Here is a 26,643-nt window from a genome sequence, read left to right on the forward strand (position 1 = left end):
TAACAGCTTAAAACACAACAATACCAATCCAGGATATGTATTTGTCTAAACGAATGGATTTTTACCCTCGTATATGATGTTTATTTGATGAAAATGTATGTCATTCGATGAAATAACCTCTGTTACATGACTCCCTGAAGTGACCGGAGCCGAATGCAGGTAAAGAGGATTATTGAAGACAAAAATAACGCAATACATAGCACTTGATACGTATTTTTCTTCACCAAAAAATAGAAGGTTATGTGCATTCATGCCATTCATAGCATCCTTAGCAAAGGTGAGGTATACCCCTTTTTTGGCATTTATTCCCCTGCGTTCACTATTTGGATTTGCTGATATTTTTCTTTGCATTTTTATCGCATCAAGTCCTTCCTTAGAAGTGTAATGAATGTAAACAGTTTTACCGTTAAACAAACCATTGTCGATGTGCATGTTAATACGATGGTCTTTACTAAACACAGTGGCTATCTCCATAAATAATAAGCAAGTTTATGCCCAAGTTGCCCCTTCGAGTGCAGCATGAGGCTGAACTCGAAGTCAAATGTGTGAAGAATTATTCGATTTCGGAGATTTCATATTCCCGCACAATTGTGCGGGTTTCAGAACCCCACAGTGACGCTTTTGTTCTTACCTGATGGGTGGCAAATGTCTCTTTATTGGTAAAGAGCTCTTCCACCTTCCAGATGAGAGGATCGGCGGTCTCGGTCACCTCAAAAGAAACGCATCCCGCTTCATCCTTCGTCAGCCTCATATGCTCAGGAAGATGATGACGAACGAGGTTTGATTCCTCAATACTTTTACATACCAAACGTCCACTCAGCTTGATCATTTTTCTCCCTCTATATTCGCAAATAAATTAGCCAATCCACAGCACAACACAGGCTGCAAAAATACAATATCCGCCAAAAAGGTGCCATTTACCGTGTTCAAGCCAGCCCGCAAGCCAGCGTAATGCCAGCAGTCCGGCAATAAAGCTAAACACCATGCCCAACAGGCTTGGCAGCAATATTGATGAAAGCATGCCTGTCGGATAGGCCGAGGGGCCGTTCTGGTAAACGCGTACAAACTCTTTAAGAATAACCACCGGTGTTAGAACAACGGCCAGGGCAAAGCTGAATTCCTCAACGGTTTTTCTAGCCACGCCCAGCGATAAACCCGTTGAAATAGTGGCTCCCGAGCGCGAAAAACCGCGAAAAGGGAGGCAGAGTCCCTGAACAATACCGATGGCCATTGATTGGAAAAGCGAGAGTTCTTTGCTGTGGCTTTCTTTGATTCTGGACGAGACGATGATGAGGATACCTGCAGCGACTAATCCCGAGGCGATCAGTTTGCTGTTGCTAAACAGAGACTCAATTTCGAAAGTTGAGGCATCGCTGGCATAAAACTTTTTAATCAGATGAAGCAGAATGAGTCCCACAATGCCGGTCATCATTGTTGCCAGAATAATGCGCAGTGCATTGTGTTTGAACGCAGCCGCAGAACTGAAATAAGTTTCACGCCATGACCGCCAAAAATGCACGATAACGGCAAACATGGTGCCGGTATGCAACATAACTAATAGTAACGTCATATCTGGTGCACTTGGGTCAAGACCAAGAATTTTTTCAGCCATAATAACGTGCGCCGAACTGGAAACAGGAAGCAACTCGGCAAGCCCCTGAATAATAGCCAATATCAGTATATTCAAAAACGTCATATCTTCTCCGGGGGAAAAACGGGGACAAACATCTGATAGGGATGACTACACTTTCGCCAGCGCCCGCATAACTATATGCGTTGGTTATTACTATTTTAATTTTTATGTGAGGCGCAGAGTATTAATCAAGATTCTGTTTAACCTTCATTTATTTTCATATCGACAAATTTGTCCCAAATGGGGGACAGCCCAAACTACATCAGACTCACCGTTGCGGCCAGTAAAGGAGCACGAAGCAGCTAGGGCATCATGGCGAGACTGCAGTCGGCTTTGCTGATGTGCGGTGGGGGTGAGAGGCAGTACATTTTTCTGCCCAGATATCACCAGCATTGCGCGAAGTGGGGCGAGGGCGATTTGCCAAATCGATGCCATTGAGTGAAGTGACAGCGTAAGGGCCGCCATGCGGCGATCGTAATTTTCCCGGCTGGTTGTAAATTTCCGATAGGAAAACCCTTTATTCGAAAGAAATAAACTGTTGATTAAGGATATTCTTATATTAGGATATTTCTTTTTGATACAAGGATTGTAATAATGTATAAAAATATTAGCATCACGAGTATAAATAATCCCATAGACTCTGACATTCAGAGTGATTTAATTAATACCCCTAAAATTTTCGATCAAAATATAAAATTTTTAGAAGAATCAGCGCCGTCTACTAGCACTATTGATGAAAGAAAGGACTTCCAGAATAAAAAAACTCAAGCCTTAGCTCAAGTACTCATCACTAATCCTATTGGTAAGCAACTTGATTTATCAACTATTGATTTAAACGATATAGACTTTAGTGATTCCATAACGTCTGACATGCTTCAGTACTGTCATAATCCCGAACTCTACACAAATATGTTAGCCAGTATTGACAGCATTGATAGTCAATATAATCCACAGAAAGTGCAGTTAGCCAGTGATTTAATTAAATCACTTATGGATTTCAATATAAACACTTCTAGTATTACGCACCCCTTGATGAATATTCTTTCACAGGATACGTATTGCAATGATACTGCGATAGCAAAATTATTGGAATCCATTGGTGAGAGCACGGAGTTACAGGTTTTCAAGGCGAGCACGAGTAGGGTTGATGCGAAAAATAATTATTCAGATGAGAAGGAAGAATGTAATAATGTTTTAAAAAAATATTTGCAAGGGCAACCATTGAATTTTGGAGAGTCAGATTATCTTTTGAATCTAGAAGAAATAGATTGGTCAAATTGTATGGGTATGGATCTAGATGATATTAATAGCTCGCCGAAAGCGGGTGAAAGCCAGGTCGATTTTAGTGCTGATGATTATAAATTACCGACTATTAGTGGATACGAAAACGCTTTTATTTTAAAAGATAAAAAGAACGAATTTCTCGCTAACGCTTCTTTTATCTTAACAAGAAATCGATTTAAAAATCTCAATGTAAAATCAGGGAATAAAGTCAAACCTGCTGCCCAAGAAAGTGTTAAACGTTTGGAAAGAGCTACTCCACAAGTTATAAACATTCAAAAAAACACCTACGCCCTAGGAACAAAATTAGACTTTACACGAGCAATGGCCGCAGGAGCGGGAAACTGTGGTGAAATGGCCGGTATTTCGGCTCAGATTATAAATAACAGTGGTGGTTATGCAAGGCAATACCTTGTTGATGACAAGGGAACACATGCTTTCACACTGGTCGGCATTCCGCCAAGAACAGCTACTGATAATGTACATTTTTCAGACTATACTGACTGCTGGGCTTTGGACCCTTGGGCCGGCATTGTGTGTAAAGCGGATGAATACACCCAACTCTTCATAGAAAAAATGAATAAATGGGAAAGTGACGGTAAATTAATATTAGACAACGGCCAATGGATTAGTCCTAACAATAAAAACTGGTGTAATGCAGTATCTCAAGGAAATAAGGTACAGAACTATGGAGAAGCCAATTTTGATAATCCGGTAGATTTGGATTTTCTGGCGCAAGTCGAGGAATTTGCAACGTCTCTTATTGATGAACAGATCAATACCCCTGTACCTGCCGAGAGTGTGGGAGAGCATTTTTCGAGCAAACGACACTTACACTCTGGTGTTGATATTCAGACCGCGCCAGTGGCATCTAAACGCTCTAAGTTATCAGATACAGTCGCGCCTGAGCATCTTGCCCCAAAAGCAGGATGGAATGAGAAACTATTTTATAAAGATGTTGATAACTCACTTAAAAATATGATTTCTGAAATAAAAAAATGGCCTACTAATCATTTTTTTAAATTTACAACAAATGAATTTGATAACAAAATAAAAGAAAATCTTCACGCGCTTAGAAGCCAAGTTAATGACAAAAAGTTGATGACTACTGTAGCGCAAGGCATCTACGGTCAAGCAGTTAGAATATACAAGTTATCCATGTCCATTGATGAGAAAATACTACAACCTTTGAAGTTAGAAACGGAAAAAGTTAAGGCAGAGACAAAATTATACATCAATCAGTTGGAAAGTCGGGGGGAATACGAAAACTCGACTACGGAAATTAAAAAGACCTTACAGGTTTGTGATCAATATATCAGTAAATTAGTTGAGCTGCAGGAAATGAGTAATCCCTTGCTGGATAATGATACTCTGAAAAAAATTAGAAAAATGCTTGAACCTTTATCGCTATCGGAATTAAAACAAGCTCTTAATCAGGAAATAGCATCTGTACGTTACCTTGGGCTACCTGTTCGCAAAAACCTGCCAGATTCAAAACACATTGAGCCCATATCTACAGTGCTGAATGCCGTGGATATTGGGGATGTCTCAGCTCGAAAAAATCCCATAAATACAGTTACTGCAAATTCTAGCGCCCATCTGAATACAGTCAGTTTTTCGCAAGTGCACGAGGAGAAAGGCAAGGGGGGGTTAGAGCAGCAAGATCCAACAGAAGTGTTAGCGGGATCACGAGAGGCAATGGAGGCGGGCTTGGATAATTGGCTTGTTTGGTTAAAGGATGCAGAAGCTGCATCATGGGTAACAAAATCTATCTTTACCGGGAAAAACGAATGTGGAGGAGCACTTATTGTAGAGGAAATTTCTGAGGGTTTGCTCACGGCTTTACAGAACAAAAAGTTGAGCCCAGAAAGGGCGTACAGCGCTTTATTCCCGACTAAAAAAATTGAAAAGTTAGATTTTTTAAATTTATTACCACAATTGATGAGTCAGCCCGCGGGCGTGCGGCTCAGCTTGCTTTTAAATGAGTTCAGTAGCAGCAAGGTGGTGGCTGAGGAAATTAAAGAACTCATGATTGAGTCGTGTGTTTTGAGCCAAGGGATCAACAGGAAAATTTTTGAAAAAAATAATTTTTATAATCGAGTGAATATCATTGGGAAAAACTTAAACAAATTGAATGCCAACGATATGGCAAGTAATGAAAATTTAAAAGAGTTTTTACCGCAAGTTCTGCATGCGCAGAGCTTGTTTACAGAGTCGTTGCGCTTATTAGCAGGGGCAGGTTTCATAATGTATAAGGAGCCGGTTTTTTCCTGTGTGAAAAGTGACAATAAGAACGTTGCCAACTTGCGTAAAGCAGTGGAAAGTTCTGTACGAATTCAAGGGCACCTGCAATTTCTTAATCGGCCCATCACGAGGGGAATGCTGCAGGATGCTCAGTTGAAAGACAATGTGAGTTATGCACGTGGCCAGGCCGGAACAGAATTCTGGCTTAACCGATTTGCTGAGGCGAAGGTATCCTCTGATATAAAATCAACCGCAAGACAGCACGAACCTGAACCTGAATGGGTCAAGTGTTTACATGATTTTGCAAAAAATAATGTGAAACTGGCCAAGATAAGTGGCCTTCAAAAAGAAATGGAGTCAGAAATTCAGAGGATTAAGGCGAGAGAAGAATCTCTGGTCAGTAATAATTTACAGCCCGAAGGTTTCAATCCTGTCAGTGTGGCCATCGGTCTGGCCATGGATTTATGGGCTGAAGATCAACAAAGCATGTTAAGACCCGCTGGCCGTGACATTGGGTCAATGACAAGAGAGGGCGAACTGCAGCATGAAATCGCTAACAGACAAAATCTTAATACTGCCAATACAGAGTTGCACAGCGTATGGGCAAAAGCTCTAAGTCTTTTGGAATCTGGCGTGCCAGAAAAGTACCAGGAAAATCTGTTATCAGTGATGGGGGTCTGTGAAACAGCCATACTTGCAAATAATCTTGAAACTTATGTTACGGCATTGAAAACCGTTAACGAAGAGAATGTGCAATTACTTAAGGAACTCTCCGCTAATGAAAGGGTGAGTATGAGCATAGACTCTGGGCGAACTGCAGCTACTCCTGTTGCGAAAGTTGAAAAAACTATTTATTCACCTGACACATCAGCTCCGGTTAAAAAGCCAAGTCGCAGTGCGCTGCTTGCTTGATAAATGATAGCCAGATGTTTGGACTATTGATTGCTCAGACAGGGCGCTTGTTTGGGTAAAGTCGCTGCTGAATTTGAAGGTGGGATCTGATCTGTCGGGATAGAGAAGATAATCATCCACCAATACACTCTATTTAACATAATATACATTATGCGCACCAAGGTAGCGTTACGCGGATTCTGAGGTTTTGGCTTTGTCATGATATGGGGAGTTGTTCATAATGCTGCCTGACAGACTCTCTCCATCAGGCAGCTTTTATTCAGTACGCAGACAGGCTCGACACTATTCCGTGGTCGTAGTTGTTGCGGCGGGAGTTGTTGTCGTTTCTGGCGTCGACGTGGTTGGCGCTGAAGATGTTGGTGTTGACGTGGTTCCCGATGTCGTTGGCGTGGCGTTTGTCGTCGGAGTTGATGTCGCTGCCGGCGTTGTTGTTGTAGGACTTGTCGATGTTGACGGGGTTGTTGTAGATGTTCCTGTTGCTGCAGCCGGCGTTGTTGTTGCCGTCGGAGTCACTATCGACGTTGGTACGGAAGGAACCGTGGTTGCTGTTGGCGCAGTCGGGGTTGTTGGCACAGTTGCTGCTGCCGGTGCGGCCGGTGTATTGAACATGACCTTAGTCGACGGGCGCACAGAGAACTTGGGTGTCGTATCCGTAACGGAATAATTTACGTGCTGTTCAATAGTGGGCGCCGTGGTGACTTCCACTCCAGGGATTGTTACACGCCCTACCATAGAACGCGCATAGCCGCCGATTTGATGTTTACCGGCGCTGACGTGCAGCTCAACCGTTTGACCAATAGCAAGAATACCAGCATCGGTACCATCTACGGTCACATACACCGGCGCACCGTCATCTGCCAACGCTGGAACATGGGTAACTGTTACCACCGTTGGCCCGGAAGAGAAATCTGCAATATTGACTTTAGCCGGAGTTAATGCAGCGCTTGCCGCCGTCTTGGCCGCTGACGTTGCAGCAGTAATCTTTGCACAACCGGTCAGCGTAAGGGCTGCGGTGATGGCAATCAGTGTGAAACGGTTAATCATGTTGCGACGTCTTCCTATCGTATGTTTTTGTGACCCGGCTAACATCATAACTGATAAAGATATTGAGATGAATGTCATGCTGTAAATCTTGACCAAAACCAGACAGTTCACCGCTCTAAATAACAAAAAGCCCGCGATTTATTCGGCGGGCTTAAACATAAGGTCTTGAAAAAGCGATCAGGCTGCTTTAACTGCGCGGATCTTTTTGTCATTATCAAGTTCATCAGTGTCTAGTTTTTCAGACTCTTCAACCTCGCGAGCGCCCTCACCGCCCTTCACTTCTGGTAATTTACTGGTCCGGAGGATGTGCTGAACAGTTTCTTTTTGCTCGGCAAGCAGCAGTGCCACGCTCTCAGCCTGAGACTCTTCGATCGCAAGGCCACTCTGCATTAGCCAATCGGTGAACGCTTCGGCCATATCAAGCATTTTGTCGTAGGCATCCGCTTCTTTCTTGCTGGCAAATGTCATTTTCTCTTCACCTTTTCTGACCACAACGAATTTTGTTTCAACAGCCATGATTGACTCCTTATACTGTAATTATATACAGTCTATCAGCGTTTGTGCAGCATTGCCACTGGTGAGGCCTGAAGATTCTGATCGCGCTACGTGAATTCTGGGTCATCCATGCGGCTGATTGCTGCCAGATTTTTCATTTCACACACCCATTTTTGGGCGTTTATTGCACTAAACTTAAAATCCAGTACAACAATAAAAAACAAAGAGGCATATTAGCGTCAAATAAGTGACATTGTCACTTATCGAGGGTTCCCCGCCCGCTCTAAATAACCGAGACATAGCAACTCAAGCTCGTGGCCAAAAGCGCGAATAGTTTCTGGCTGCGGCTGGCTTTCTAGTAATAAACGTATTGGCCCTACTAGCGCGCCTGAAAACATGAAGGCGGTTGCCTTAAGATCGTTGAAGCAGACATCGGTAGCTGTTTCTAACATGGCTTCAAGCCTGGCGCGGTTACGAGTCTCTATCTCTCGTACATAGTCGCGGGAGTCGAGTTCTCCGGCAACGGAATAAAGCGCCGAGGCCTGAAGCACATTTTCCGTTTTAGCGGCCATAAAAGCGCTAACAACAATATTTACCATCGTCGACAGCGGCAGGTTATGCGCTGATTGGGTGGCAAGCTCCATCGTCTCCGACATCATTTCCAGATGGCGCTGCAATACCGCAAAAAGCAGCGCCTGCTTTTGAGGAAAATATTGATAAAGGGTGCCAACGGAAACGCCGGCCCGCTCTGCGACGCGAATTGTCGTTAAACGCTGCAAACCGTCAGAGAGTAAAACCTGAATAGTGGCTTCAAAAATCGCGTCGACAGTCATCTGCGATCGCGCCTGCTGCGGCTGTTTACGGGGGGTCAGCCCCTTTCCATCATCGATAACCATATGCGAATTCACAATCTGAACAATTATTCATATTCTAGTTAAGCACGTTAACGCTACGTAAACAATGTTCCATAAGGGGTTTATAAATGACTAAAGCAACGCACGCGGGTACTTTTAAACTTGGCGACACTGCGGTGACGCGTATGGGCTATGGGGCAATGCAACTGGCTGGCCCTCATGTTTTTGGCCCCCCAAAAGACCGCAATGCGGCAGTTGCTGTGCTTCGCGCCGCCGTTGAGAGCGGGATTACGCATATCGATACCAGCGATTTTTATGGCCCGCACGTCACTAATCAAATTATTCGCGAGGCGCTTCATCCCTATTCCGATGAGCTGACCATTGTTACCAAAGTCGGTGCTCGCCGCGGCAGCGACGGTTCGTGGAACGTCGCATCATCACCTGCCGAGCTTGAGTCTGCGGTGCATGATAACCTTCGCAATCTTAATCTCGACGTACTGGATGTGGTAAATCTACGCATCATGTTTAATGTAGGTGCACCTTCTGAAGGGGATATTGAAGAGCCTTTATCCGCGCTTGCAAGCTTGCAGGCGAAGGGGTTAATTCGTCATATTGGTCTGAGCAATGTCACTGCGCGTCAGGTTGAACAAGGCCGCAGTATCGCCCGCATTGCGTGTGTGCAAAATATGTATAATCTTGCGCATCGCAACGATGATGCGTTGATTGATTCGCTTGCCGCTGACGGAGTTGCCTATGTGCCATTTTTCCCGCTCGGCGGTTTTTCGCCGCTGCAGACGGACGCACTGAGTCATGCTGCATCAGTATGTGAGGCCACGCCGATGCAGGTCGCCCTCGCCTGGTTATTAAAACGCTCCCCCAACATTTTGCTTATCCCAGGAACCTCGTCCGTTGAGCATCTTAAGCAAAATATTAAGAGTGTTAAACTCGAATTACCGGCAGACGTATTGGAATCTTTGAATAAAATTTAAAATAAAAACGGGTTTGAACTCCATAAGAACAACAGCAGGGATGCTATCATCGACGTGCGTGCCATTTAGTGGGACCGTTAGTGATAAAAAATGTTTATTTGCAGCATATTCAGGAGCTTAATTTGCAGGACGAACCGACGTTAGATTTTCATGACGAACTCATAAAAGCAATGGTTTATTGGATTGAAGCCAATTTAAGTGATCGCTTGACCATGGAAAAGGCCTCAAAAAAAACCGGCTACTCTCGCTGGTATCTCCAGCGTTTGTTTAAAAGTAAAACGGGGTATGTACTTGGAAAATACATCCGTGACCGACGTTTGACGATGGCGGCTATTGCACTGCGCCTTACCGACATGACAATACTCGAGATTTCAGATTACTTTTCCTTTGATTCCCAGCAAACATTCACCCGAACCTTTAAAAAGAATTTTGCCGAAACTCCGGGCAACTATCGTCGTAACGCATCGTGGACGATGAATGGGATTATCCCGCCACTGGCGCTGAAGGAATTTCCGCAACCTGAATATGAGTTTGTAGAGTTACCTGCGATGGCTTTTGTCGGTCAAACAGAGACGTATATTTACCCTTTTGATGCTTTGTATAACAGTAAATATCACGTACATCATCAAGAACTTTCACGCTATCTGACGAATTCTGAAGCGCTGTTTGAAACAGTTTGGGGCTTGTCAGATATCTATCCTGATAGCGAAGAAACCATGCCCAATGCCTTGCAGTTTAAGTACACCGTGGCCCAACAGGTCAGCTTAAAACATCGTTATAACATTAGGGTGCCGGCAAGCAGATATATGAAGATAAACTACACACACGATCTGAGCCGTATTAATGATTTTATACTCTACGTCTATTCTGCGCTGCTTCCGTCGTTAGACCTGAAGTTCATCATGCAGCCAGATTTGGAAAGATTTTCACCAGAACTTCGCCTTAATGGCATTACCTGTGAATACTATATTCCTTTGGAAAGCATTAACACCGGCCGCACAGAATAAAATGCACGGCCGGTCTTTGACATAACTTATTGATGAAAAGCTTACAGCGCCAAATCAACCACAATGCGGCATTTAACTTTACCTGCATGCATACGAGTCAAAATATCGTTGATGTTACTCAGTGGCTCAACGGCGATCGTTGCCACTACTTTGTGTTTTCCGACGAATCATTGTTTTAATCTTTCACTCCTTAAAAGGAAACGGTTTAGAACAGTCCTAATGGCGACGTGTCGTAACTCACGAGCAAATTTTTGGTTTGCTGATATTGATTTAGCGCCATTTTATGCGTTTCACGGCCTACGCCAGATTGTTTGTAGCCGCCAAATGCAGCATGCGCCGGGTAAATGTGATAACAGTTGGTCCAGACTCGGCCCGCTTTGATACTGCGGCCCATTCGATAAGCCAGATTACTGTCGCGCGTCCACACGCCCGCACCCAGTCCAAACTGGGTCTGGTTGGCAATCGACAGCGCCTCGGCCTCATCTTTAAAAGTGGTTACGCCAATAACCGGCCCAAAGATTTCTTCCTGGAAACAACGCATCAGATTGTCGCCCTTGATGAGCGTTGGCTGAATGTAGTAGCCGTTGTCCAGCTCGGCCGAGATACTCGCGCGATTTCCGCCGGTCAGTATCTGACCCCCTTCCTGTTTTGCAATGTCGATATAGGACAGAATTTTGTCGAACTGCTGGCGTGAAGCCTGAGCACCAATCATGGTGTCGGTATCGAGCGGATCGCCACGGCGGATGGTGGCCACTTTTGCCATAACCCTTTCCATAAACGGTGCGTAGATTGACTCATGAATAAGTGCCCGTGACGGACAGGTGCAAACCTCGCCCTGATTAAAGAAGCCGAGCACCAGTCCTTCAACCGCTTTCTCGACAAATTCAGGTTCTGCATCCATAACGTCGGCAAAATAGATGTTCGGTGATTTACCACCCAGCTCAACGGTACAGGGAATGATATTTTCCGCGGCACAGGCCATGATGTGACGCCCCACTGGGGTAGATCCTGTGAAGGCGATTTTAGCGATACGTTTGCTGGTTGCCAGCGCTTCACCGGCTTCTTTACCAAAGCCCTGAACCACGTTCAATACGCCGGCCGGGAAGAGATCGCCCACCAGTTCGAGCAACAGGGTAATACCAAACGGTGTCTGTTCTGCAGGTTTTAAAACCACACAGTTACCTGCTGCCAGCGCAGGCGCTAGCTTCCACGCGGCCATCAACAGGGGGAAGTTCCAGGGAATAATTTGCCCCACCACGCCCAAAGGCTCATGGAAGTGATAAGCCACAGTTTTTTCGTCAATCTCAGCCGCACTGCCTTCTTGAGCGCGCAGGCAACCGGCAAAATAACGGAAGTGATCGACCGCCAGCGGCAGGTCGGCGTTCAGCGTTTCACGAATCGGTTTACCGTTGTCCCAGCTTTCGGCTACGGCGAGATACTCAAGATTGGCTTCAATACGGTCGGCCAGTTGCAGCAGCAAATTTGATCGATATTGAACGCTGGTTTTCCCCCATGCCTCTGCGGCCAAATGGGCGGCATCCAGTGCGGCATTGATATCCCGTGCGTCGGAGCGCGGAAACTGTCCAATATCACTGCCATCAACGGGTGACGTATTCATAAAGTATTGACCGCTTAGCGGTTCGACGAATTTGCCACCGATATAGTTGCCATAGGTCGACTTTAACGAAACCAGTGCATTCGGTGTACCGGGATGTGCATAACGCATCGCAAACTCCTTATTTTGTGTAGGGTATCTCTGACAGAGATGAGCAACCGCGACAGCTTTCTGTTCACGCACCGTTTTGCGGTTACATTATTGTTATTGCAGTCGCCGTGCCAAGTTGAAAACTGCGGTAGAACATAATGTAAAGCTATAATTATCAATAGAATAAAGATCATCTATTTGGGTGTGATGGACTGAATTTCAATAAAATTCTCTATCTGTGTTGCAAATCGCAACACCCTCAAAACCAAGAAGCTACAATATTGCAACACTCTATGCAGGCATGAGGTTATCAATGCAGGGAAATTCGTCAGTCGCCGATATCTCCACCACCGTGACCAGTCCGATACTCAGTGACTCCTGGTTTCGTAGTGAACTTTATGGCCTCGACCGTATGGCCGATGACTTTCCACGCATCCGTCAGGATGAACTTGCCGACCTGCTTGCCAATAACGCGGTATTACAGCAGTTCGCCCAACCTGCGGTAAAAACGCTGGCCGAAAAAATCGCCGACAAACAGTCGGTGGTTATTCTTTCTGACGCCAGCGGACTGGTGCTCAACACCTTTGGTGACATGCAGGCACTGCAAAAAGCCCAACGTTTTGCTCTTGCTCCCGGAAATTTATGGAGTGAATGCGGCCGCGGCACCAATGCCATTGGCACCGCGTTGGCTATCGACGACAGCTGCGAGATCTTTGGCAATCAGCACTATTTAACCAGCAATCAAGGCCTTTACTGCGCCGCCATTCCACTGCAAACACCGAACGGTCAAATTGCCGGTGTGCTGGATATTTCCGGTCCGGCACAGTTTCCGCATCCAAATACGCTGGCATGGGTGAAAGAAGCGGCTAAAAATATCGAATATTTGTGGATGAAGCAGAGCCTGCACCGCGATCAGTGGCTGATGAGCCTGCATCAACAGGTGCAAGGACTTGATAAAGCTGAGGAGTTACTGCTGATATTTTCTGATAACGTTTTAATGGCGGCTAATCGCAGCGCCATGCGCGAGTTAAGCCTCGGGGCCGAAAATTTTGGATTGATCACTTTTCAGCAGCTCTTTCCACAAAATGAACAAGTTGAAAATAACGTCCCGCAAATGTTGGTCACCTGTGGCTATCAGACCTATTATTTTCGCCTACGTGCACCGGCTAGAAACCACTTCCCCTCTGCTGCCGTCAACACGCCGGATCTTACCTGCGCCCTGCGCAACGACGCCAAGAAAATGGTGCGGCTGCTCGACGCCGGAATATCGCTGTGCATTTTGGGTGAAACCGGCTGCGGTAAAGAGTACGTCAGTCGAGCGCTGCATCAGCAAAGTCGCTGGCGTCAGGGCAAATTTATTGCCATCAACTGTGCGGCCATTCCTGAATCACTGATTGAGTCGGAGCTGTTCGGTTATCAGGCTGGCGCATTCACCGGCGCCAGTAAAAATGGCTACATCGGTAAAATTCGCGAGGCGGACGGCGGCGTGCTATTCCTGGATGAAATTGGCGATATGCCGCTGTCGTTACAAACGCGTCTATTGCGCGTGTTGCAGGAGAAAGAGGTCGCGCCGCTGGGTTCAAGCCGTAGCTGGCCGGTCAATTTTGCGGTAGTTTGCGCCACCCATCGGGACCTTGCCCAACGCGTGGCCGACGGCGAGTTTAGAGAGGATTTGCTTTATCGCCTGCGGGAGTTTTCATTGACGATTCCGCCGCTGCGTGACTGGCCAGCGCTGCCTGCTTTCATTTTACAGCTTTGGCAGGAGCTGGGTGGCACCGCACGGGACATTCGTCTGACACCCGGTTTAATTGAAATACTGGCAAAACATCCGTGGCCAGGAAATGTGCGTCAACTGCGCAGTTTGCTCAAGGTGTTGCTTGCTCTTGCCGACGATAATGCGTGTCTCGACTGCAACGCCCTTCCCGCTGATTATCAGCCTAAAGACGTTCAGCCGATTTCCGAACTTCACCAGCACGATGAGCGATTGATCGCGAAAACGCTTCAAAAATTTAACGGAAATATCAGCAAAACGGCGCAGGCGTTGGGTATCGCACGCAGCACGCTGTATCGTCGTGCCGCACGTAGCGCACGGTAGATAAATACGTTATTAATCTATACTATGTTTTCCGAGCCTATCTGGCGTCAACTAATTCAATAGCATTGATATAAAACAAATTCCATTTTCGAAGTTATCATATACTTCATTTTGAAATAATCCTGGAATACATTATTTCAAAAAAGATTAAAACAAAGATTTTAAATATAAAAACTTTAAAATGGATATTTAAAAAATGCAAAAAAGGACGTTATTTCTCATACCTGTTCTGTTGTCGTCAATACCTGCAGCATATGCCTCGGACACGGGCAACTATCCTGACTGTAATGATAATTTCAATTTCACCCGCGCATCAGAAATAGAGCCGGAATTAGTATGGAGAACTGACCGTAATGTTTTATGGCGAGGTGATACAAGGAATGAAGGATTAGATGCCTTTAAAAACGGACTCATCCCCAAAGGTATTGCCAATGGAAACATTGAAGCAGAACAGGATCACGACTGGCGCTGTCATAAAACAGATTCTTTTCGCTCAATTTTTGTGAGCACCACTACAAATAAGAAGGTTGCAATAGCAGCGTTGTACTGGACCGAACCGAAAGCTGAAGGATGGATATATGAAATTTACGCCCCAGGCGGGATTGATCAACAATTATCATCGGGTGGCCAAGCCGGCGTAGGCGAAGCAGAGATTTCTTTTCCAGGCGGAATAAAAGGTAAATTTATTAAGCAGGCTTGTTATTATATAAAAAAAGAACTCCAGTACTGCGAGGATAACTCACATTTTATAGAACCCTCATGGAATGAAAGCCCCGAAAATGTTGCTGCAGCAAATGTCCATCTCGCGAGAGTTGTTCCGAAAGCCCGTTGCGAAACAACTGACTCTTCATCTGCCACCCCAGATAAGCTCTGTCCATTACCCGATATGGCCACCACAACCTACTTTCAGGAAGGACGTAAATTAGCAAATGAGGGGCTGAATATTAATTATGATGTATCGGATCGTGGCCCGGAAAAACCGGAGCGTTGGGTTATGTTGATGACGGGAGATAAAAAATCAGATATCAGCCCTGTTGTTGCAAAGATCCCGGTAACAGCCACCATGCCAGATAAAGGCAATGTCTATGTTTCTCCTGACATGCTGTCACCCCCGGCTTATACATGGCAAAAAATTTATCAGAGATGGTCTCTGGGGATCAGCCATGCAGAGACTAATAATCAGATTGATGGGCCTGCATCCTACATGCATACCGAATATACTCCAGAAAATGGGGATGTTTTGTTGGGTGGCATGTCATCAATTGAACGGACTCCAGGTGTAATGACCCCGGAAGAAGCGGAAGAAGGGTTTAACGTCAAGGTTGTTGGATTGGCTGATCGGGATACCTGGATTTTCACGCAGGTTAAAGATCCTGATACTGGCAGATGGGGAAATTTTGGAAGCTACCAAAAAATAACAGCGGGTTTTAATCACTATCTTAAAATAAAAATCATCAAGCAATGGCATCCTAATGGGGGATTCTTTCGCATAGGATTATCTGAAAGCGTTAATAGTCATGCCGATGTAAAACCATTGGGTAACACACCGTTTGTCACGGTTACCAGAAAATAGTTTCAATGATTTAAATAGTCGGCTTTAGTTAGGCCAGAATAATGTGGGGACATTTCGCCCCACATTATGATGATCGGGCTTAATTAAAACTCGACGTCCTCAAGGCTGAAATATTCCGTCTGGTCGTTATAGGAGAATATTTCGGCGTAACGCCCCCAGTTGACTACCGTATCCAGCGTTTCTTGTGCCGCACTGTCCGATAAGAAGTCTTCAAGTTCCTGTTCAAAACGCACACGCGGCGCACGGTGACCGGGCCGTTCATCAAGCACGGATTTAATCAACGCCGCGAGCGGCACATAGCGCAGCAAATGTTCGGCAAACATCACTTTTCGCTGTTGAGTATCAGACTCGGCAAAGATGCGCGCCTGCGCGGTGAGGAAAATGTCCCCTTCGCGAACATCGGCAAAACCCAGAAACTGCAAAACTTCGGCAATCGGGAAAAGGTCATCCACCTCAAGATGCAGCGTACGGGCGATATCCGGCATGTCGGCTCTGCCGTGGTAGGGTTCACCCGCCAGCGTTTCGGTGAGACCGGCAATCAGGTTAGTTGAAACGTGCGGTAGACGTGTACCCAGCTTAAGGTCTTTTTTAAGCGTATCACTGGCAGGACGTGCGGTCATTTTTGCATACACATCATCAACCAGGCGGCGGAAAACTGGGTCGAGGCGATTGCGCGGATGCGGGAATGGCACTTTTATTTCCGCCACCACGCGGCCAGGATTTGAAGAAAGCACCAATATTCTGTCGCACATGAATACTGCTTCTTCAATATTGTGCGTCACAATCAGCACCGATTTAATAGGCATCTGTCCGTCATTCCACAGGTCAAGCAAGTCGGTGCGCAGCGTTTCAGCGGTTAGCACATCCAGCGCGGAAAACGGTTCGTCCATCAATAACAATGTAGGGTCAACCACCAAGGCGCGGGCAAAACCAACGCGCTGGCGCATGCCGCCGGACAGCTCCCGCGGATAGGCATTTTCAAAACCATCGAGGCCGATAAGGTCGATGGCAGCCAGTGCGCGGGTTCGCCGTTGGGCCGCGGCCACGCCCAAAGCTTCAAGCCCCGCCTCTACGTTTTGCAATACGGTTAACCAAGGGAAAAGCGCAAAGGTTTGAAACACCATCGCCACGCCTTTTGCCGGCCCTTTTAACGGTTCACCGAGATACTCCACGTCGCCAGAACCTGGCGTAATCAACCCTGAAATAATGCGCAGCAGAGTGGATTTTCCCGAGCCGGAACGCCCCAGCAGGCCAACAATCTCGCCTTCATGCAGCGTCAAATTCACGTCATCAAGGATAAGCACTTCACTGTGTGCCTTGTCAAAACCGTGGTTAACGTTTTTAACGGCTAAAATCTCTTTGCGCCCTTCTGACTTTTTGCACGATGCCTCAGAGTTAAACGTTTTTTGATGTTCTTGCATAAGACATTGTCCTTAATCTGCACGGAATCTTGATTCGGCATAAGCGTAAAGGGGTCGCCACAGCAGGCGGTTAAATAGCGTGACAAACAGGGCCATAACGGCAATGCCGAGAATGATTTTTGGAAAATCACCGGCTGCCGTCGTTTGCGCGATATAGGCACCCAAGCCGTGTGCCGTAACCTTGGTGTCGCCCCATTGCACAAACTCTGAAACGATACTGGCGTTCCATGCCCCGCCCGACGCCGTGATGGCACCGGTAATGTAGTAGGGAAAAATGCCAGGCAGCATCACCTGCCGCCACCACTGCCAGCCGCGAATGTGGAAATTTGCCGCCGCTTCACGGTAGTCGTTGGGAAACGCCGTGGTGCCCGCCACTACGTTAAATAATATGTACCACTGTGTGCCTAATACGATGAGCGGCGACAGCCAAATGTCAGGATTAAGGTGGAAGTGGACGATGGTAATCACGAACGCCGGGAACAATAAGTTGGCCGGGAACGCCGCCAGGAATTGCGCAATAGGCTGCACTTTTCCCGCCAGCCCAGGACGCATACCAATCATCACCCCCAGTGGTACCCAGATAAGTGAAGAGATGAGGATTAGCACGCTCACCCGCAGCAGGGTAATCAACCCGAGTACCAGCACGTGTCCGACATCGTCAAAGGTTACGCCGGTTTGCACAAAATCAATCACCCGGTAGGCAATGTAAACCGTCAGCAAAATGACGAATGCCGACCACAGCGTGTCCCCCAAACGAGACATTTTTTTGGCCTCCGCTGCGGGTCGCGATGACTTTAGGGTCGGCAGACGCAGCGGAATTCTGGCTAGCATCGACAACAGTACGCCAAAAGGCGTTAAAAGTTGATGAATCAATCGAGTATGGCGCATCAGATTCAACAGCCATGAGGTCGGTGCATTGGCCGAACTGGTATTCTCCATGCGGAACTTGTCGGCCCAGGCAACCAAAGGCCTGAAAAGCAGCTGATCGTAGGCCAGGATAACCACGGTCATGGTTAACAGAACCCAACCCACAGCGTGTATGTTCTTGCTCAAAATCGCCTGAGCCAGATAGCCGCCGATGCCCGGAAGCGTGAAGGTATTATTTCCCACGGTAATGGCTTCGGAAGCGACGATAAAGAACCACCCTCCCGACATCGACATCATCATGTTCCAAATCAGTCCAGGTACGGCAAAGGGAACATCAAGCTTCCAGAAACGCTGCCAGGCGGTGAGATGGAAACCGCGCGAGACCTCAATCAAATCGCGCGGGACGGTGCGCATCGACTGATAAAAACTGAAGGTCATATTCCATGCCTGACTAGTAAAAAGCGCGAAAATTGCTGCCATTTCAACGCCCAGAACCCGACCCGGGAACAGCGCAATAAAGAAGGTTACGGTAAAAGAGATATATCCCAGCACCGGCACCGACTGCAAAATGTCGAGAATGGGAACCAGCACTTTTTCAGCGCGGCGGCTTTTCGCCGCCAATGTACCGTAGACCAGCGTAAATAACAGCGCCGCCACCATCGCAACCAGCATGCGCAGCGTGGTCCGCAGGGCATATTCGGGGAGATTAGACGGGTCTAGCGAAATAGCCTGCGTTTTTAAGCTCGCTATTGGCATCAGCGTTTGATGAAAGCCCACCGCAGCCATTGCAATAAGGCCAATAATGAGAGGGAAAGCCACGCCATCCCAAAGATTTGGCATGAGCCGCCAGTTTGCGGCATTAACATTAAAGCGAAAGTTCATAAACCCTCTCATGAAATCATCGGGGTGATAAATATAGGCGCCATTATTCAATAGTTTTATTAAACGTATGCTCACTACATCGTGGTGTTCGCCCTAATTTGATAAAAGAGTTTTAATTTATCGTCTCACAAATATGTGACTATTCTGATTATAGCTGTCCGTGGCTTTAACATCGGGATAAAAGCCTGGCTGATGGAGCATTAACTCCCTGAAATGGAACCTTTTGAGGTATGAACAATGTCCAGTGACAACGTAACGCAAGAGCAGGCTCCCGCCAGCAATAAAATGTTGGCCTTGGGTGCATTGGGCGTAGTATTTGGCGATATAGGGACCAGCCCGCTGTATACCCTGAAAACTGTTCTTTTTTTATCGGGTGACAGTCCTACGCCAGGGGTGATACTTGGACTCCTGTCGCTCATTTTTTGGACACTGGTCATCGTGACCTCAATAAAGTACGCACTGTTCGCCATGAAAATGGACAACAGCGGCGAAGGCGGAATACTGGCCTTGATGTCCCTGCTTGTCGATAAGAAAAAACGCCGTCCGTGGGTTATTTTTGCCGGACTGTTTGGCGCAGCCTTGATTTACGGTGATGGTGCCATCACTCCCGCTATATCTGTGCTTTCTGCGTTGGAAGGCATGAACATGATCCTGCCCGAATCCAAACCCTATATCGTTCCGGCCACGGTGGTCATTTTAGTCATACTCTTTGGTTTTCAATCCATCGGCACTGGACGCATTGGCAAGCTATTTGGCCCGATTATGACGCTGTGGTTTATCGTTATTGGCGCGCTGGGGATTTGGGGCATTGTTCAGCATCCTGCGGTGTTGTTGGCGCTTAACCCAGTCTATGGCATTCATTTTTTATTCTCACACGGATTCAGTAGTTTTCTGGTGTTAGGGGGCGTCTTTCTCTGCGTAACCGGTGCGGAAGCACTGTATGCCGATATGGGCCACTTCGGCCGCCGCCCAATCTGGATTGCCTGGTTCGGGTTAGCCTTTCCTAGCCTGTTGCTCAACTATGCCGGTCAGGCCGCGTTAATACTCTCAGGCGCCGACGTGACGCAGAATATTTTCTATCGACTCTGCCCGACGCCCCTGCTCATTCCGCTGGTCATTTTAGCTACCGTGGCCACCATTATCGCCAGTCAGGCGATTATCAGCGGCGCGTTTTCAATGACAAGACAGGCGATTCAGCTGGGATGGTTACCGCGACTGCGAATCAAGCAGACGTCGGCCGAGAGTTATGGGCAAATTTATATCGGTGTTATTAACTGGCTGCTGATGATTGCGACACTGTTTCTTACCGTGACTTTTGAGTCTTCCGATCGATTAGCCGCCGCCTACGGCATCGCTGTTTCATTCACCATGGTGATGACAACTGGATTGCTATTTGTTTCGATGCGGGAAATATGGCGCTGGGGGCTCCCCGCCAGTCTCCTGGCCGCCGGAATATTTATGGTGGTCGATATGAGTTTCCTGATAGCCAATATGGTCAAGATACTTGAGGGTGGTTATATCCCTATCCTCCTGGCGCTGGTGATTTATGCGGTAATGACCGTTTGGCACCGCGGTGTGGAAACCGCATCGCGAATTATTCATGAGAAAACCGTGCCAATAAACGACTACATGGCCGAGATTGAGCGTAACAAAATCCCTCGTGTACCCGGTACCGCCGTGTTCCTCACCCGTTCAACAGGCACGCCAACGGTGATGAGGTGGCACGTTACGCGAAATGGTTCTCTGCACGAGCAGGTCGTGACGCTCAATATTCATATCAATAATATTCCCCGCGTTGCCTCGGGAGACCGGCTTGAAATCCGCGAGATCGCGCCCAATTTCTGGCACATCATCGCGCACTACGGCTTTATCGAACAGCCTGACATCTCAAACCTGTTTGCTTATCAGGGGATCCAAAAGCTGGGACTGGATAATGAAAATATGACCTTTTATGTCGGACACGAAACAATTGTCAAACGCGAAGGTCAAGGACGTTTACCTGTTTGGCAGCGACTTATCTTTTCGATGATGGTGCGTAACAGCGTGCACGTTACCGACCATTATCATTTACCCAGTGATCGTGTGGTTGAGATAAGCCGACAGGTGGCCATTTAATGAAAAAAACCCAGAGACGGGCGACCGTAATGCGACGCCTGACTCCTGGGTTATCTACTTACTGAAGCGTTATTGTTGCCATTGCGGAACAGTTTAAGGCGTGTAGTCCGGTGGCATGCCAGATTCATGTGATGGCGTGTAATCGGGGGGGACATTCGTACCGCCCTGTTCATTGTAGTCTGGCGGCACCTCTTCAAAGGTCGTAGGCGCTACATATCCCGCAGGCATCGGCACTTTGTTACCTTTGGCATACATGCACTGAACATAGACGCTGTTATAACGCCGCTGTATGTCATCATTACTTTGCATTGATGAACCGTTACCCATCGCACTGCCAATCAACAGACCCGACCCCGCACCTATTAATGCTCCCGGCCCCGCATGACCCGACGCGGCGCCCAACAGTGCGCCACCGGCGGCACCAATAAGCGTGCCTCCTACGGCAGTATTCACCGCGCTATCGTTGGCCCGCTGAGAAGCGCCCCCCAAATTGTTTCTGGCATAGATTTGACAGCTTGCATCATCGTTGGTGAACTGCTCATAGCTTTTACCGGTTCCCGGAAGTGCCGTAACGTCAGGACCGGTTGGCGGACTCACACATCCCGCGAGAAGTAAGGTACTCAGAGCAACGGCAGCAGGTGCGCACGCATAAAATTTCATCTTACATGACCTCGATTGCAGCAAATTTCACACGGTTTATTAGTGCGGTGCCACTTTCAACCAACCTGACGGGCAGCGCGGAACCTGAGGATAATACCCCTCTGGACTGCGGCAGTAGTATGAGACGACTGGCGTCGGTTTCTCTACATAGACCCTAGGTGCCGGAGGGGTAACATAAACTACCGGTGGTGGGCCGACGTAGCGCGGCGGTCCCCAATAGTAAGGATCCGGTCCCCAGTAAGGACCGACACCGACCACCACCCTCGGGCCGCCCCAACCTCGGTGGTAATAGCCCCAGGCAAAGGCAGACTGACTTACCCCCAAGCCCATTAACAAGCTGGCACAAACGCCAAATAACATGAGTTTTTTCATCACAGACCTTCGAATGCAGAGACAAGATTGACTGAATCTACTATACGCCGGAGGCCGCGGACTGTTAGGGAGGGTGTGGTAAAACATTCGTAAAATTGAAGCACTAATAATGGAGAGATTGTTTGAATAAATGTCATTGGTGGGAAGTCGGTAATGAAAAAATGCCTGCCACTGATGTCAGTCGGCAGGCATGAGGATATCGCAAAGACAGTGTTACTGGTTTTGCGCGGCGGTTACTCGCCAAACGGTATTACCGGCGTCGTCAGCAATCAGCAGGCCGCCCTGCTTGTCCATCGCCAGCCCGACCGGCAGACCGCGAACCTGTTTCTGGTCGTCGGTGAGAAATCCGGTCACCACTGGTTTTGGCTGACCGACTGGCTTGCCGTCCTTGAAGGCTACATACACCACCTGATAGCCGTTTAACGGTTTACGGTTCCAACTGCCGTGCTCACTGATAAACGCCCCGCCGCGATATTCGACCGGTAAATTATCGCCGGTGTAAAACCACAGTCCGAGCGGCGCAACGTGTGAACTCAGCGCATAGTCAGGTTTTATGGCCTTTGCGACCCAGTCTGGGCGCTGAGGACGCACGCGTTGGTCAACGTGCTGGCCGTAATAACTGTACGGCCAGCCGTAAAACGCGTGCTCCTGCACTGAGGTCATATAGTCTGGCACCAAGTCAGCGCCGATTTCGTCACGTTCGTTTACCACGGCCCAAAGCTTGCCAGACTGCGGCTCCCACTGCAGGCCGGTCGGGTTGCGCAGTCCGCTGGCATAAATACGGCTTGCGCCAGTCGCGACGTCAACCTCAAGCACGTCGGCACGTCGATACTCCGCCCCAATGCCGTTTTCAGTAATATTACTGTTCGACCCTACCCCCACGTAAAGCTTGCTGCCGTCGGGGCTGGCGAGCAGTGATTTGGTCCAGTGATGGTTAATTGGCCCGCCTGGCAGGTCGGTCAACTGTGTGCCTGGATCGGTGATTTTTGTTTCACCGCTTTGGTAGTGATATTTCATCAGACTGTCGGCATTGGCGACGTAAAGCTCATTGCCAATCAGCTGCACGCCAAACGGCGAATGCAGATTTTCGAGGAAAATATGTTTTTCCCAGGTTTTGCCGTCACCGCTGGCGTTTCTCAACAGTGTGATGCGGTTGCCGCCAGGGCCGCCCTTGCCCGAGGCTTTTTGCACCATGCCCATGATTAACTCTTTCGGTTTACTGGTAACGCCGGGCGGGCTGTTGGCTTCCACCACTAAAACGTCGCCGTTGGGCAGCACAGTTATCTGCCGCGGATGCATAAATCCATCGGCGACTTTTTCAATTTTTAAACCCTCGGCGACCTTCGGCATTTCACCGCTTTTCCAGGCCGTGCCACTGGGAACTTGCATCGGAGGCAGCAGGAAGTTTTTAGCGGCGGGCAATACCGGGTCGCTGCCAATTTGCTGTTCGGGGGATATTTTTGCCGAGTCGTCACAGCCAACAAGCAGCAGCGGCAATGTGACCGCCAGCGCGGAAAGTGCATAAAGTTTTTTCATAACGCTTCTCCTTAAGCCGTGCGGTCGCGCAGCGCGAGTTGCAGATTGGCCAGCAGCAGTAGGACGACAACCAGCGTAGACAGTGTGACCCCAGCGGGCACTACGGCGAAGGCGTCACGGCTGTGAATGAAGGCGTTGAAAATCGACAGTACGATTGCCAGCGCGTTGGCCCAAAAGTGCAGCTTAATCGGCGAAGTTTGCGGGTAAGCGCTACCAACCCATACCTGTACCAGATTGATCAGCCGAGGGATAATGGCTAAAAAAAGGCCGATAACGATCAGCCAGCTCGCGGCCTGAGTCCAGGCGATTTCTGTGCTGTAAATATAAATAATATCGAAGATCCACGCGGCGGTGAAAAAGCCAATCGGCAACGGATCAAGTAAGGCAAAAACGCCGACGGCCAATGCAGAATGTCTTGAGGATCGTAGAGAGGTCATTCACAAGCTCCTTATGAAAACTGAGTATCAGCGATGCCGTTTGCTGGCAGGCACCGCTGGCTATACTTGTGAAAGATTAGTAAAGTTTATGAATTTATGTGTGCGGATATAAAAAAAAGCGAATTGGGCTGGGCCAGAAAAAACCGGCTAAGGGTGATTTTTTTAACTTACCCTCCCTTTCAGGGAGCTTCGTTTCTCGACATATTCCAGTGCCGTACGCAGCGATTCTTCACTCGGGGAGTTTGGCAGTAAATGGATAGACTCTGTGGATTTCAGCGTACGCGCGACCAGGCGTTCAATCTGCGATGCATCGTGAATATCAACCTCGAGTTCAGCCAGGCTGACCGGCAAATCCAAGCGTTGATACAGCGCAATCAGCTGGTCAACAACCTCAAACTGCTCTAGAAGCGCGCTTTGCACCAGAATGCCGTAGGCGACTTTGGTACCGTGCAGGTAAGCATCGGTTTGCGGTAACGCGGTAAGACCGTTGTGCACTGAATGGGCCGCTGCGATGCGGGTGTAACGTTCTCCCAGACCGCCCACCAGCCCGCCGCCGGCAATAATCGCGTCGATCACATTAATTAACGGCTTGGTCAGCTTTTTCTCAGCCTGCGCCTGTAGCGCAATCTCACTTTCATTAAGTAACACGTCGCGGATGGTTAAGGCCGTATTGAGACCCAACTGTGCGGTTAATGGAACGGCTTCCGGCTGCGGACAGAGAACCACCGCCTCGTACCACTTTGCCAGCGTGTCACCAATACCGGCCAGCAGATAGGCCTTCGGTGCGTGAAGAATTATTGTCGGCTCCACCAGCACCAGATGATTCGCATCATTAAAAATTTCATAATGCAGTGCGGTGCCCTCATCGCTGTACCACACTGAAAGCGGTGTCCAGGCCGCACAGGTGGCGGCAATGGTCGGAATAGCCACCACGTTTAGGCCTAAACGACGCGCAACCACCTTAGCCGTGTCCAGCACCGCGCCGCCGCCAATGCCAATGACCATCTGGCGATCGTCAGCGGCGATATCCACAATGCGTTGAACCTCGCTTTCGCTACAGTGCGCCTTAAACAACGCATGTTTAGCCTGAGCATGACCAAACTCGGACGGAAGAAAATCGCGAGCAGCCGCAAGTGCACGTTCGCCATAAATCCACAGTGCGTTTTGCAACTGCTCCGCCGTGTAAAAGTTTTTAATACGTTCGATTGCACCGGGGAATGAAAAATAGTTTGCGGGGCCAGTCACCACGCGAATATCAGTATCGCTCATTGAAGAACCTTTGATTTATACGTTATTTATCGACTATCAACATCCTACATCTAGCCATCCAGATGGATAATAACTTTTTGGCATAACCTTATTCGCTCATGGGTTCCAATCCGCTAGAATGGCCCGTGCCTATCCGCGGAATGACAGAGAATTTAATGAAGAAGATCACTTTTTACAGTCGCTTTGAGTCAGACATTGTTGCCGGGCGTAAAACAATAACGCTGCGGGATAAAAGCGATGCAGACTATGCGACGGGAGACATCGTTAGCGTGGCGCGCTATGAGGACAATCAGTTTTTCTGCCATATCAAGGTCAATTCAGTTATGCCGGTTAACTATCATCAGCTAAACGACGAGCACGCCAGGCAGGAAAACATGACTCTGGAACAGCTGAAAGCAACGATCGCTGAAATTTATCCCGGGATCGTTGAGCTTTACATGATTGAATTTATGCTCTGCAAGGCGTGAAATCTTCCACGCCTTGGGTTTGTTAACTTATGAAGCCCAGCGAGAGCCGCGAATAATCGAGCAGAAGTTACCTTTATCGAATCCCGGCTGTTTATCGGCAATAACGTCAGCCTTCACATTCCCAAAGGTGGTATGAGGTTTGCCTTTCACGCCGTCATAAAAAGCATTAATGATATCTTCTTTAAACTGCGGGGTACGCGGATGCGCGGCTACCACGGCTTCGCGCTGCTCGTCGTCGTAGCCTTGATAGTTAATGCCCAGCACGTCCATCTCCACCCCCGCCGTAACCAGCGCAATAACCGGGTCCATAAACTCCGGGATCCCCGGCGTGGTATGCAGCGCAATGGCGGTCCACACTTTATCGATATCCGCCTGACTTACGGCGTGGTGGCGTAAAAACTCGCGCGCCGCATTCGCTCCGTCAACTTCAAAACGTTTATCACAGCTGCAGTGGTCGTGCGTCAGGCCCATGTCGTGAAACATACAGCCGATGTACAGCAGCTCGCTGTCGACCGCCAATCCACGCTGTTTTCCCGCCAGCGCGCCCCAGTAATATACGCGGCTTGAGTGATTAAACAGCAGCTCTGATTCAGTATCACGCACCAGTTCGGTGGCCTCACGCGCCATTTTACTGTCGGGAATACGAATGCCGTTAATGTTGAGAGTCATAGTCTGTTCTGCCTGTGTCAGTGTGTGTACAGCCAGAATAAAACGCGGGCGTCGAGTCCTCAATAGTATTAACATGACGATATCAGACATAATGACGCCCTCAGCCACCGGAGCAC

22 protein-coding genes and 1 pseudogene are annotated in these 26,643 nt (G+C 48.1%); 7 read left to right on the forward strand and 16 right to left on the reverse strand.

Going from position 1 to position 26,643, the window contains the following annotated elements:
• Window positions 1-45 precede the first annotated feature (45 nt).
• The 3 genes from GA565_RS12765 to GA565_RS12775 form a co-directional block, all read right to left on the reverse strand.
• Window positions 46-459, reverse strand: a complete 414-nt coding sequence (locus GA565_RS12765) for a hypothetical protein (protein ID WP_152198758.1) — start codon at window positions 457-459, stop codon at window positions 46-48.
• Window positions 460-553: 94 nt separating this feature from the next.
• Complete coding sequence (locus tag GA565_RS12770) at window positions 554-829, reverse strand: putative quinol monooxygenase (protein WP_152198759.1); 276 nt, start codon at window positions 827-829, stop codon at window positions 554-556.
• Window positions 830-856: 27 nt separating this feature from the next.
• Window positions 857-1,696 carry an undecaprenyl-diphosphate phosphatase gene (locus GA565_RS12775; protein ID WP_152198760.1) on the reverse strand — a complete coding sequence of 280 codons (840 nt, stop codon included), beginning with the start codon at window positions 1,694-1,696 and terminating at the stop codon, window positions 857-859.
• A 531-nt stretch (window positions 1,697-2,227) separates the two neighbouring features.
• Between GA565_RS12775 and GA565_RS12780 the strand changes: the two genes are divergently transcribed.
• The gene (locus GA565_RS12780; protein ID WP_152198761.1) at window positions 2,228-6,070 is read left to right on the forward strand and encodes a hypothetical protein; all 3,843 of its coding nucleotides are present in this window, start codon (window positions 2,228-2,230) and stop codon (window positions 6,068-6,070) included.
• Window positions 6,071-6,352: 282 nt separating this feature from the next.
• On the opposite strand, the gene GA565_RS24630 is transcribed toward GA565_RS12780, so the two are convergent.
• From GA565_RS24630 to GA565_RS12800, 3 genes are all read right to left on the reverse strand, one after another.
• Window positions 6,353-7,192, reverse strand: a complete 840-nt coding sequence (locus GA565_RS24630) for a hypothetical protein (protein ID WP_193311903.1) — start codon at window positions 7,190-7,192, stop codon at window positions 6,353-6,355.
• A gap of 99 nt (window positions 7,193-7,291) precedes the next feature.
• Window positions 7,292-7,630, reverse strand: coding sequence for a YebG family protein (locus GA565_RS12795; RefSeq protein ID WP_152198762.1), 339 nt, complete (start codon window positions 7,628-7,630; stop codon window positions 7,292-7,294).
• Between the two features lie 239 nt (window positions 7,631-7,869).
• Window positions 7,870-8,505: a TetR/AcrR family transcriptional regulator gene (locus GA565_RS12800; protein WP_055772191.1), complete on the reverse strand. Its 636-nt coding sequence runs from the start codon at window positions 8,503-8,505 to the stop codon at window positions 7,870-7,872.
• Window positions 8,506-8,591: 86 nt separating this feature from the next.
• Between GA565_RS12800 and GA565_RS12805 the strand changes: the two genes are divergently transcribed.
• Both GA565_RS12805 and GA565_RS12810 read left to right on the forward strand, forming a co-directional pair.
• Window positions 8,592-9,452 (forward strand): aldo/keto reductase family oxidoreductase, encoded by an 861-nt coding sequence (locus GA565_RS12805; RefSeq protein ID WP_152198763.1) that lies wholly within the window; start codon window positions 8,592-8,594, stop codon window positions 9,450-9,452.
• Window positions 9,453-9,574: 122 nt separating this feature from the next.
• Window positions 9,575-10,459 (forward strand): helix-turn-helix domain-containing protein, encoded by an 885-nt coding sequence (locus GA565_RS12810; RefSeq protein ID WP_226950962.1) that lies wholly within the window; start codon window positions 9,575-9,577, stop codon window positions 10,457-10,459.
• Window positions 10,460-10,500: 41 nt separating this feature from the next.
• On the opposite strand, the pseudogene GA565_RS12815 reads toward GA565_RS12810, so the two are convergent.
• Window positions 10,501-10,626, reverse strand: a pseudogene (locus GA565_RS12815) (zinc-dependent alcohol dehydrogenase); the annotation flags it as partial.
• 38 nt (window positions 10,627-10,664) lie between these two features.
• Window positions 10,665-12,185, reverse strand: coding sequence for an aldehyde dehydrogenase family protein (locus tag GA565_RS12820; RefSeq protein WP_152198764.1), 1,521 nt, complete (start codon window positions 12,183-12,185; stop codon window positions 10,665-10,667).
• A gap of 292 nt (window positions 12,186-12,477) precedes the next feature.
• On the opposite strand from GA565_RS12820, the gene GA565_RS12825 reads away from it, so the two are divergent.
• A complete protein-coding gene (locus GA565_RS12825) occupies window positions 12,478-14,259 on the forward strand; it encodes a sigma-54-dependent Fis family transcriptional regulator (protein ID WP_152198765.1) in 1,782 nt (593 codons plus the stop codon).
• Window positions 14,260-14,455: 196 nt separating this feature from the next.
• Window positions 14,456-15,832, forward strand: coding sequence for a hypothetical protein (locus GA565_RS12830; protein WP_152198766.1), 1,377 nt, complete (start codon window positions 14,456-14,458; stop codon window positions 15,830-15,832).
• 83 nt (window positions 15,833-15,915) lie between these two features.
• Here the strand turns inward: GA565_RS12830 and GA565_RS12835 are convergent, their stop codons facing one another.
• Window positions 15,916-17,253: an AAA-associated domain-containing protein gene (locus GA565_RS12835; RefSeq protein WP_055772205.1), complete on the reverse strand. Its 1,338-nt coding sequence runs from the start codon at window positions 17,251-17,253 to the stop codon at window positions 15,916-15,918.
• A 12-nt stretch (window positions 17,254-17,265) separates the two neighbouring features.
• The gene (locus tag GA565_RS12840) at window positions 17,266-19,002 is read right to left on the reverse strand and encodes an ABC transporter permease subunit (protein ID WP_152198767.1); all 1,737 of its coding nucleotides are present in this window, start codon (window positions 19,000-19,002) and stop codon (window positions 17,266-17,268) included.
• Window positions 19,003-19,239: 237 nt separating this feature from the next.
• Here GA565_RS12840 and GA565_RS12845 point away from each other — a divergent pair, with 237 nt between their 5' ends.
• Window positions 19,240-21,117: a potassium transporter Kup gene (locus GA565_RS12845; RefSeq protein WP_152198768.1), complete on the forward strand. Its 1,878-nt coding sequence runs from the start codon at window positions 19,240-19,242 to the stop codon at window positions 21,115-21,117.
• Window positions 21,118-21,210: 93 nt separating this feature from the next.
• Here GA565_RS12845 and GA565_RS12850 read toward each other — a convergent pair whose 3' ends face one another.
• From GA565_RS12850 to GA565_RS12870, 5 genes are all read right to left on the reverse strand, one after another.
• Window positions 21,211-21,777, reverse strand: coding sequence for a glycine zipper family protein (locus GA565_RS12850; RefSeq protein WP_152198769.1), 567 nt, complete (start codon window positions 21,775-21,777; stop codon window positions 21,211-21,213).
• 39 nt (window positions 21,778-21,816) lie between these two features.
• Entirely contained in the window at window positions 21,817-22,149 is a 333-nt protein-coding gene (locus tag GA565_RS12855) for a hypothetical protein (protein WP_152198770.1), read from the reverse strand.
• Window positions 22,150-22,362: 213 nt separating this feature from the next.
• Window positions 22,363-23,685, reverse strand: a complete 1,323-nt coding sequence (locus GA565_RS12860) for a sorbosone dehydrogenase family protein (protein WP_152198771.1) — start codon at window positions 23,683-23,685, stop codon at window positions 22,363-22,365.
• A gap of 11 nt (window positions 23,686-23,696) precedes the next feature.
• Window positions 23,697-24,122 carry a DUF2231 domain-containing protein gene (locus tag GA565_RS12865; protein WP_152198772.1) on the reverse strand — a complete coding sequence of 142 codons (426 nt, stop codon included), beginning with the start codon at window positions 24,120-24,122 and terminating at the stop codon, window positions 23,697-23,699.
• 162 nt (window positions 24,123-24,284) lie between these two features.
• On the reverse strand, window positions 24,285-25,391 hold the full coding sequence (locus tag GA565_RS12870) for an oxidoreductase (RefSeq protein ID WP_152198773.1): 1,107 nt from the start codon (window positions 25,389-25,391) through the stop codon (window positions 24,285-24,287).
• A gap of 155 nt (window positions 25,392-25,546) precedes the next feature.
• On the opposite strand from GA565_RS12870, the gene yqfB reads away from it, so the two are divergent.
• Window positions 25,547-25,858: a N(4)-acetylcytidine aminohydrolase gene (gene yqfB / locus GA565_RS12875; protein ID WP_152198774.1), complete on the forward strand. Its 312-nt coding sequence runs from the start codon at window positions 25,547-25,549 to the stop codon at window positions 25,856-25,858.
• A 27-nt stretch (window positions 25,859-25,885) separates the two neighbouring features.
• On the opposite strand, the gene GA565_RS12880 is transcribed toward yqfB, so the two are convergent.
• The gene (locus GA565_RS12880) at window positions 25,886-26,527 is read right to left on the reverse strand and encodes an HD domain-containing protein (RefSeq protein ID WP_152198775.1); all 642 of its coding nucleotides are present in this window, start codon (window positions 26,525-26,527) and stop codon (window positions 25,886-25,888) included.
• Window positions 26,528-26,643: the final 116 nt, after the last annotated feature.

The sequence above is a fragment of the Rouxiella sp. S1S-2 genome (genome assembly GCF_009208105.1).
Taxonomy (GTDB): domain Bacteria; phylum Pseudomonadota; class Gammaproteobacteria; order Enterobacterales; family Enterobacteriaceae; genus Rouxiella.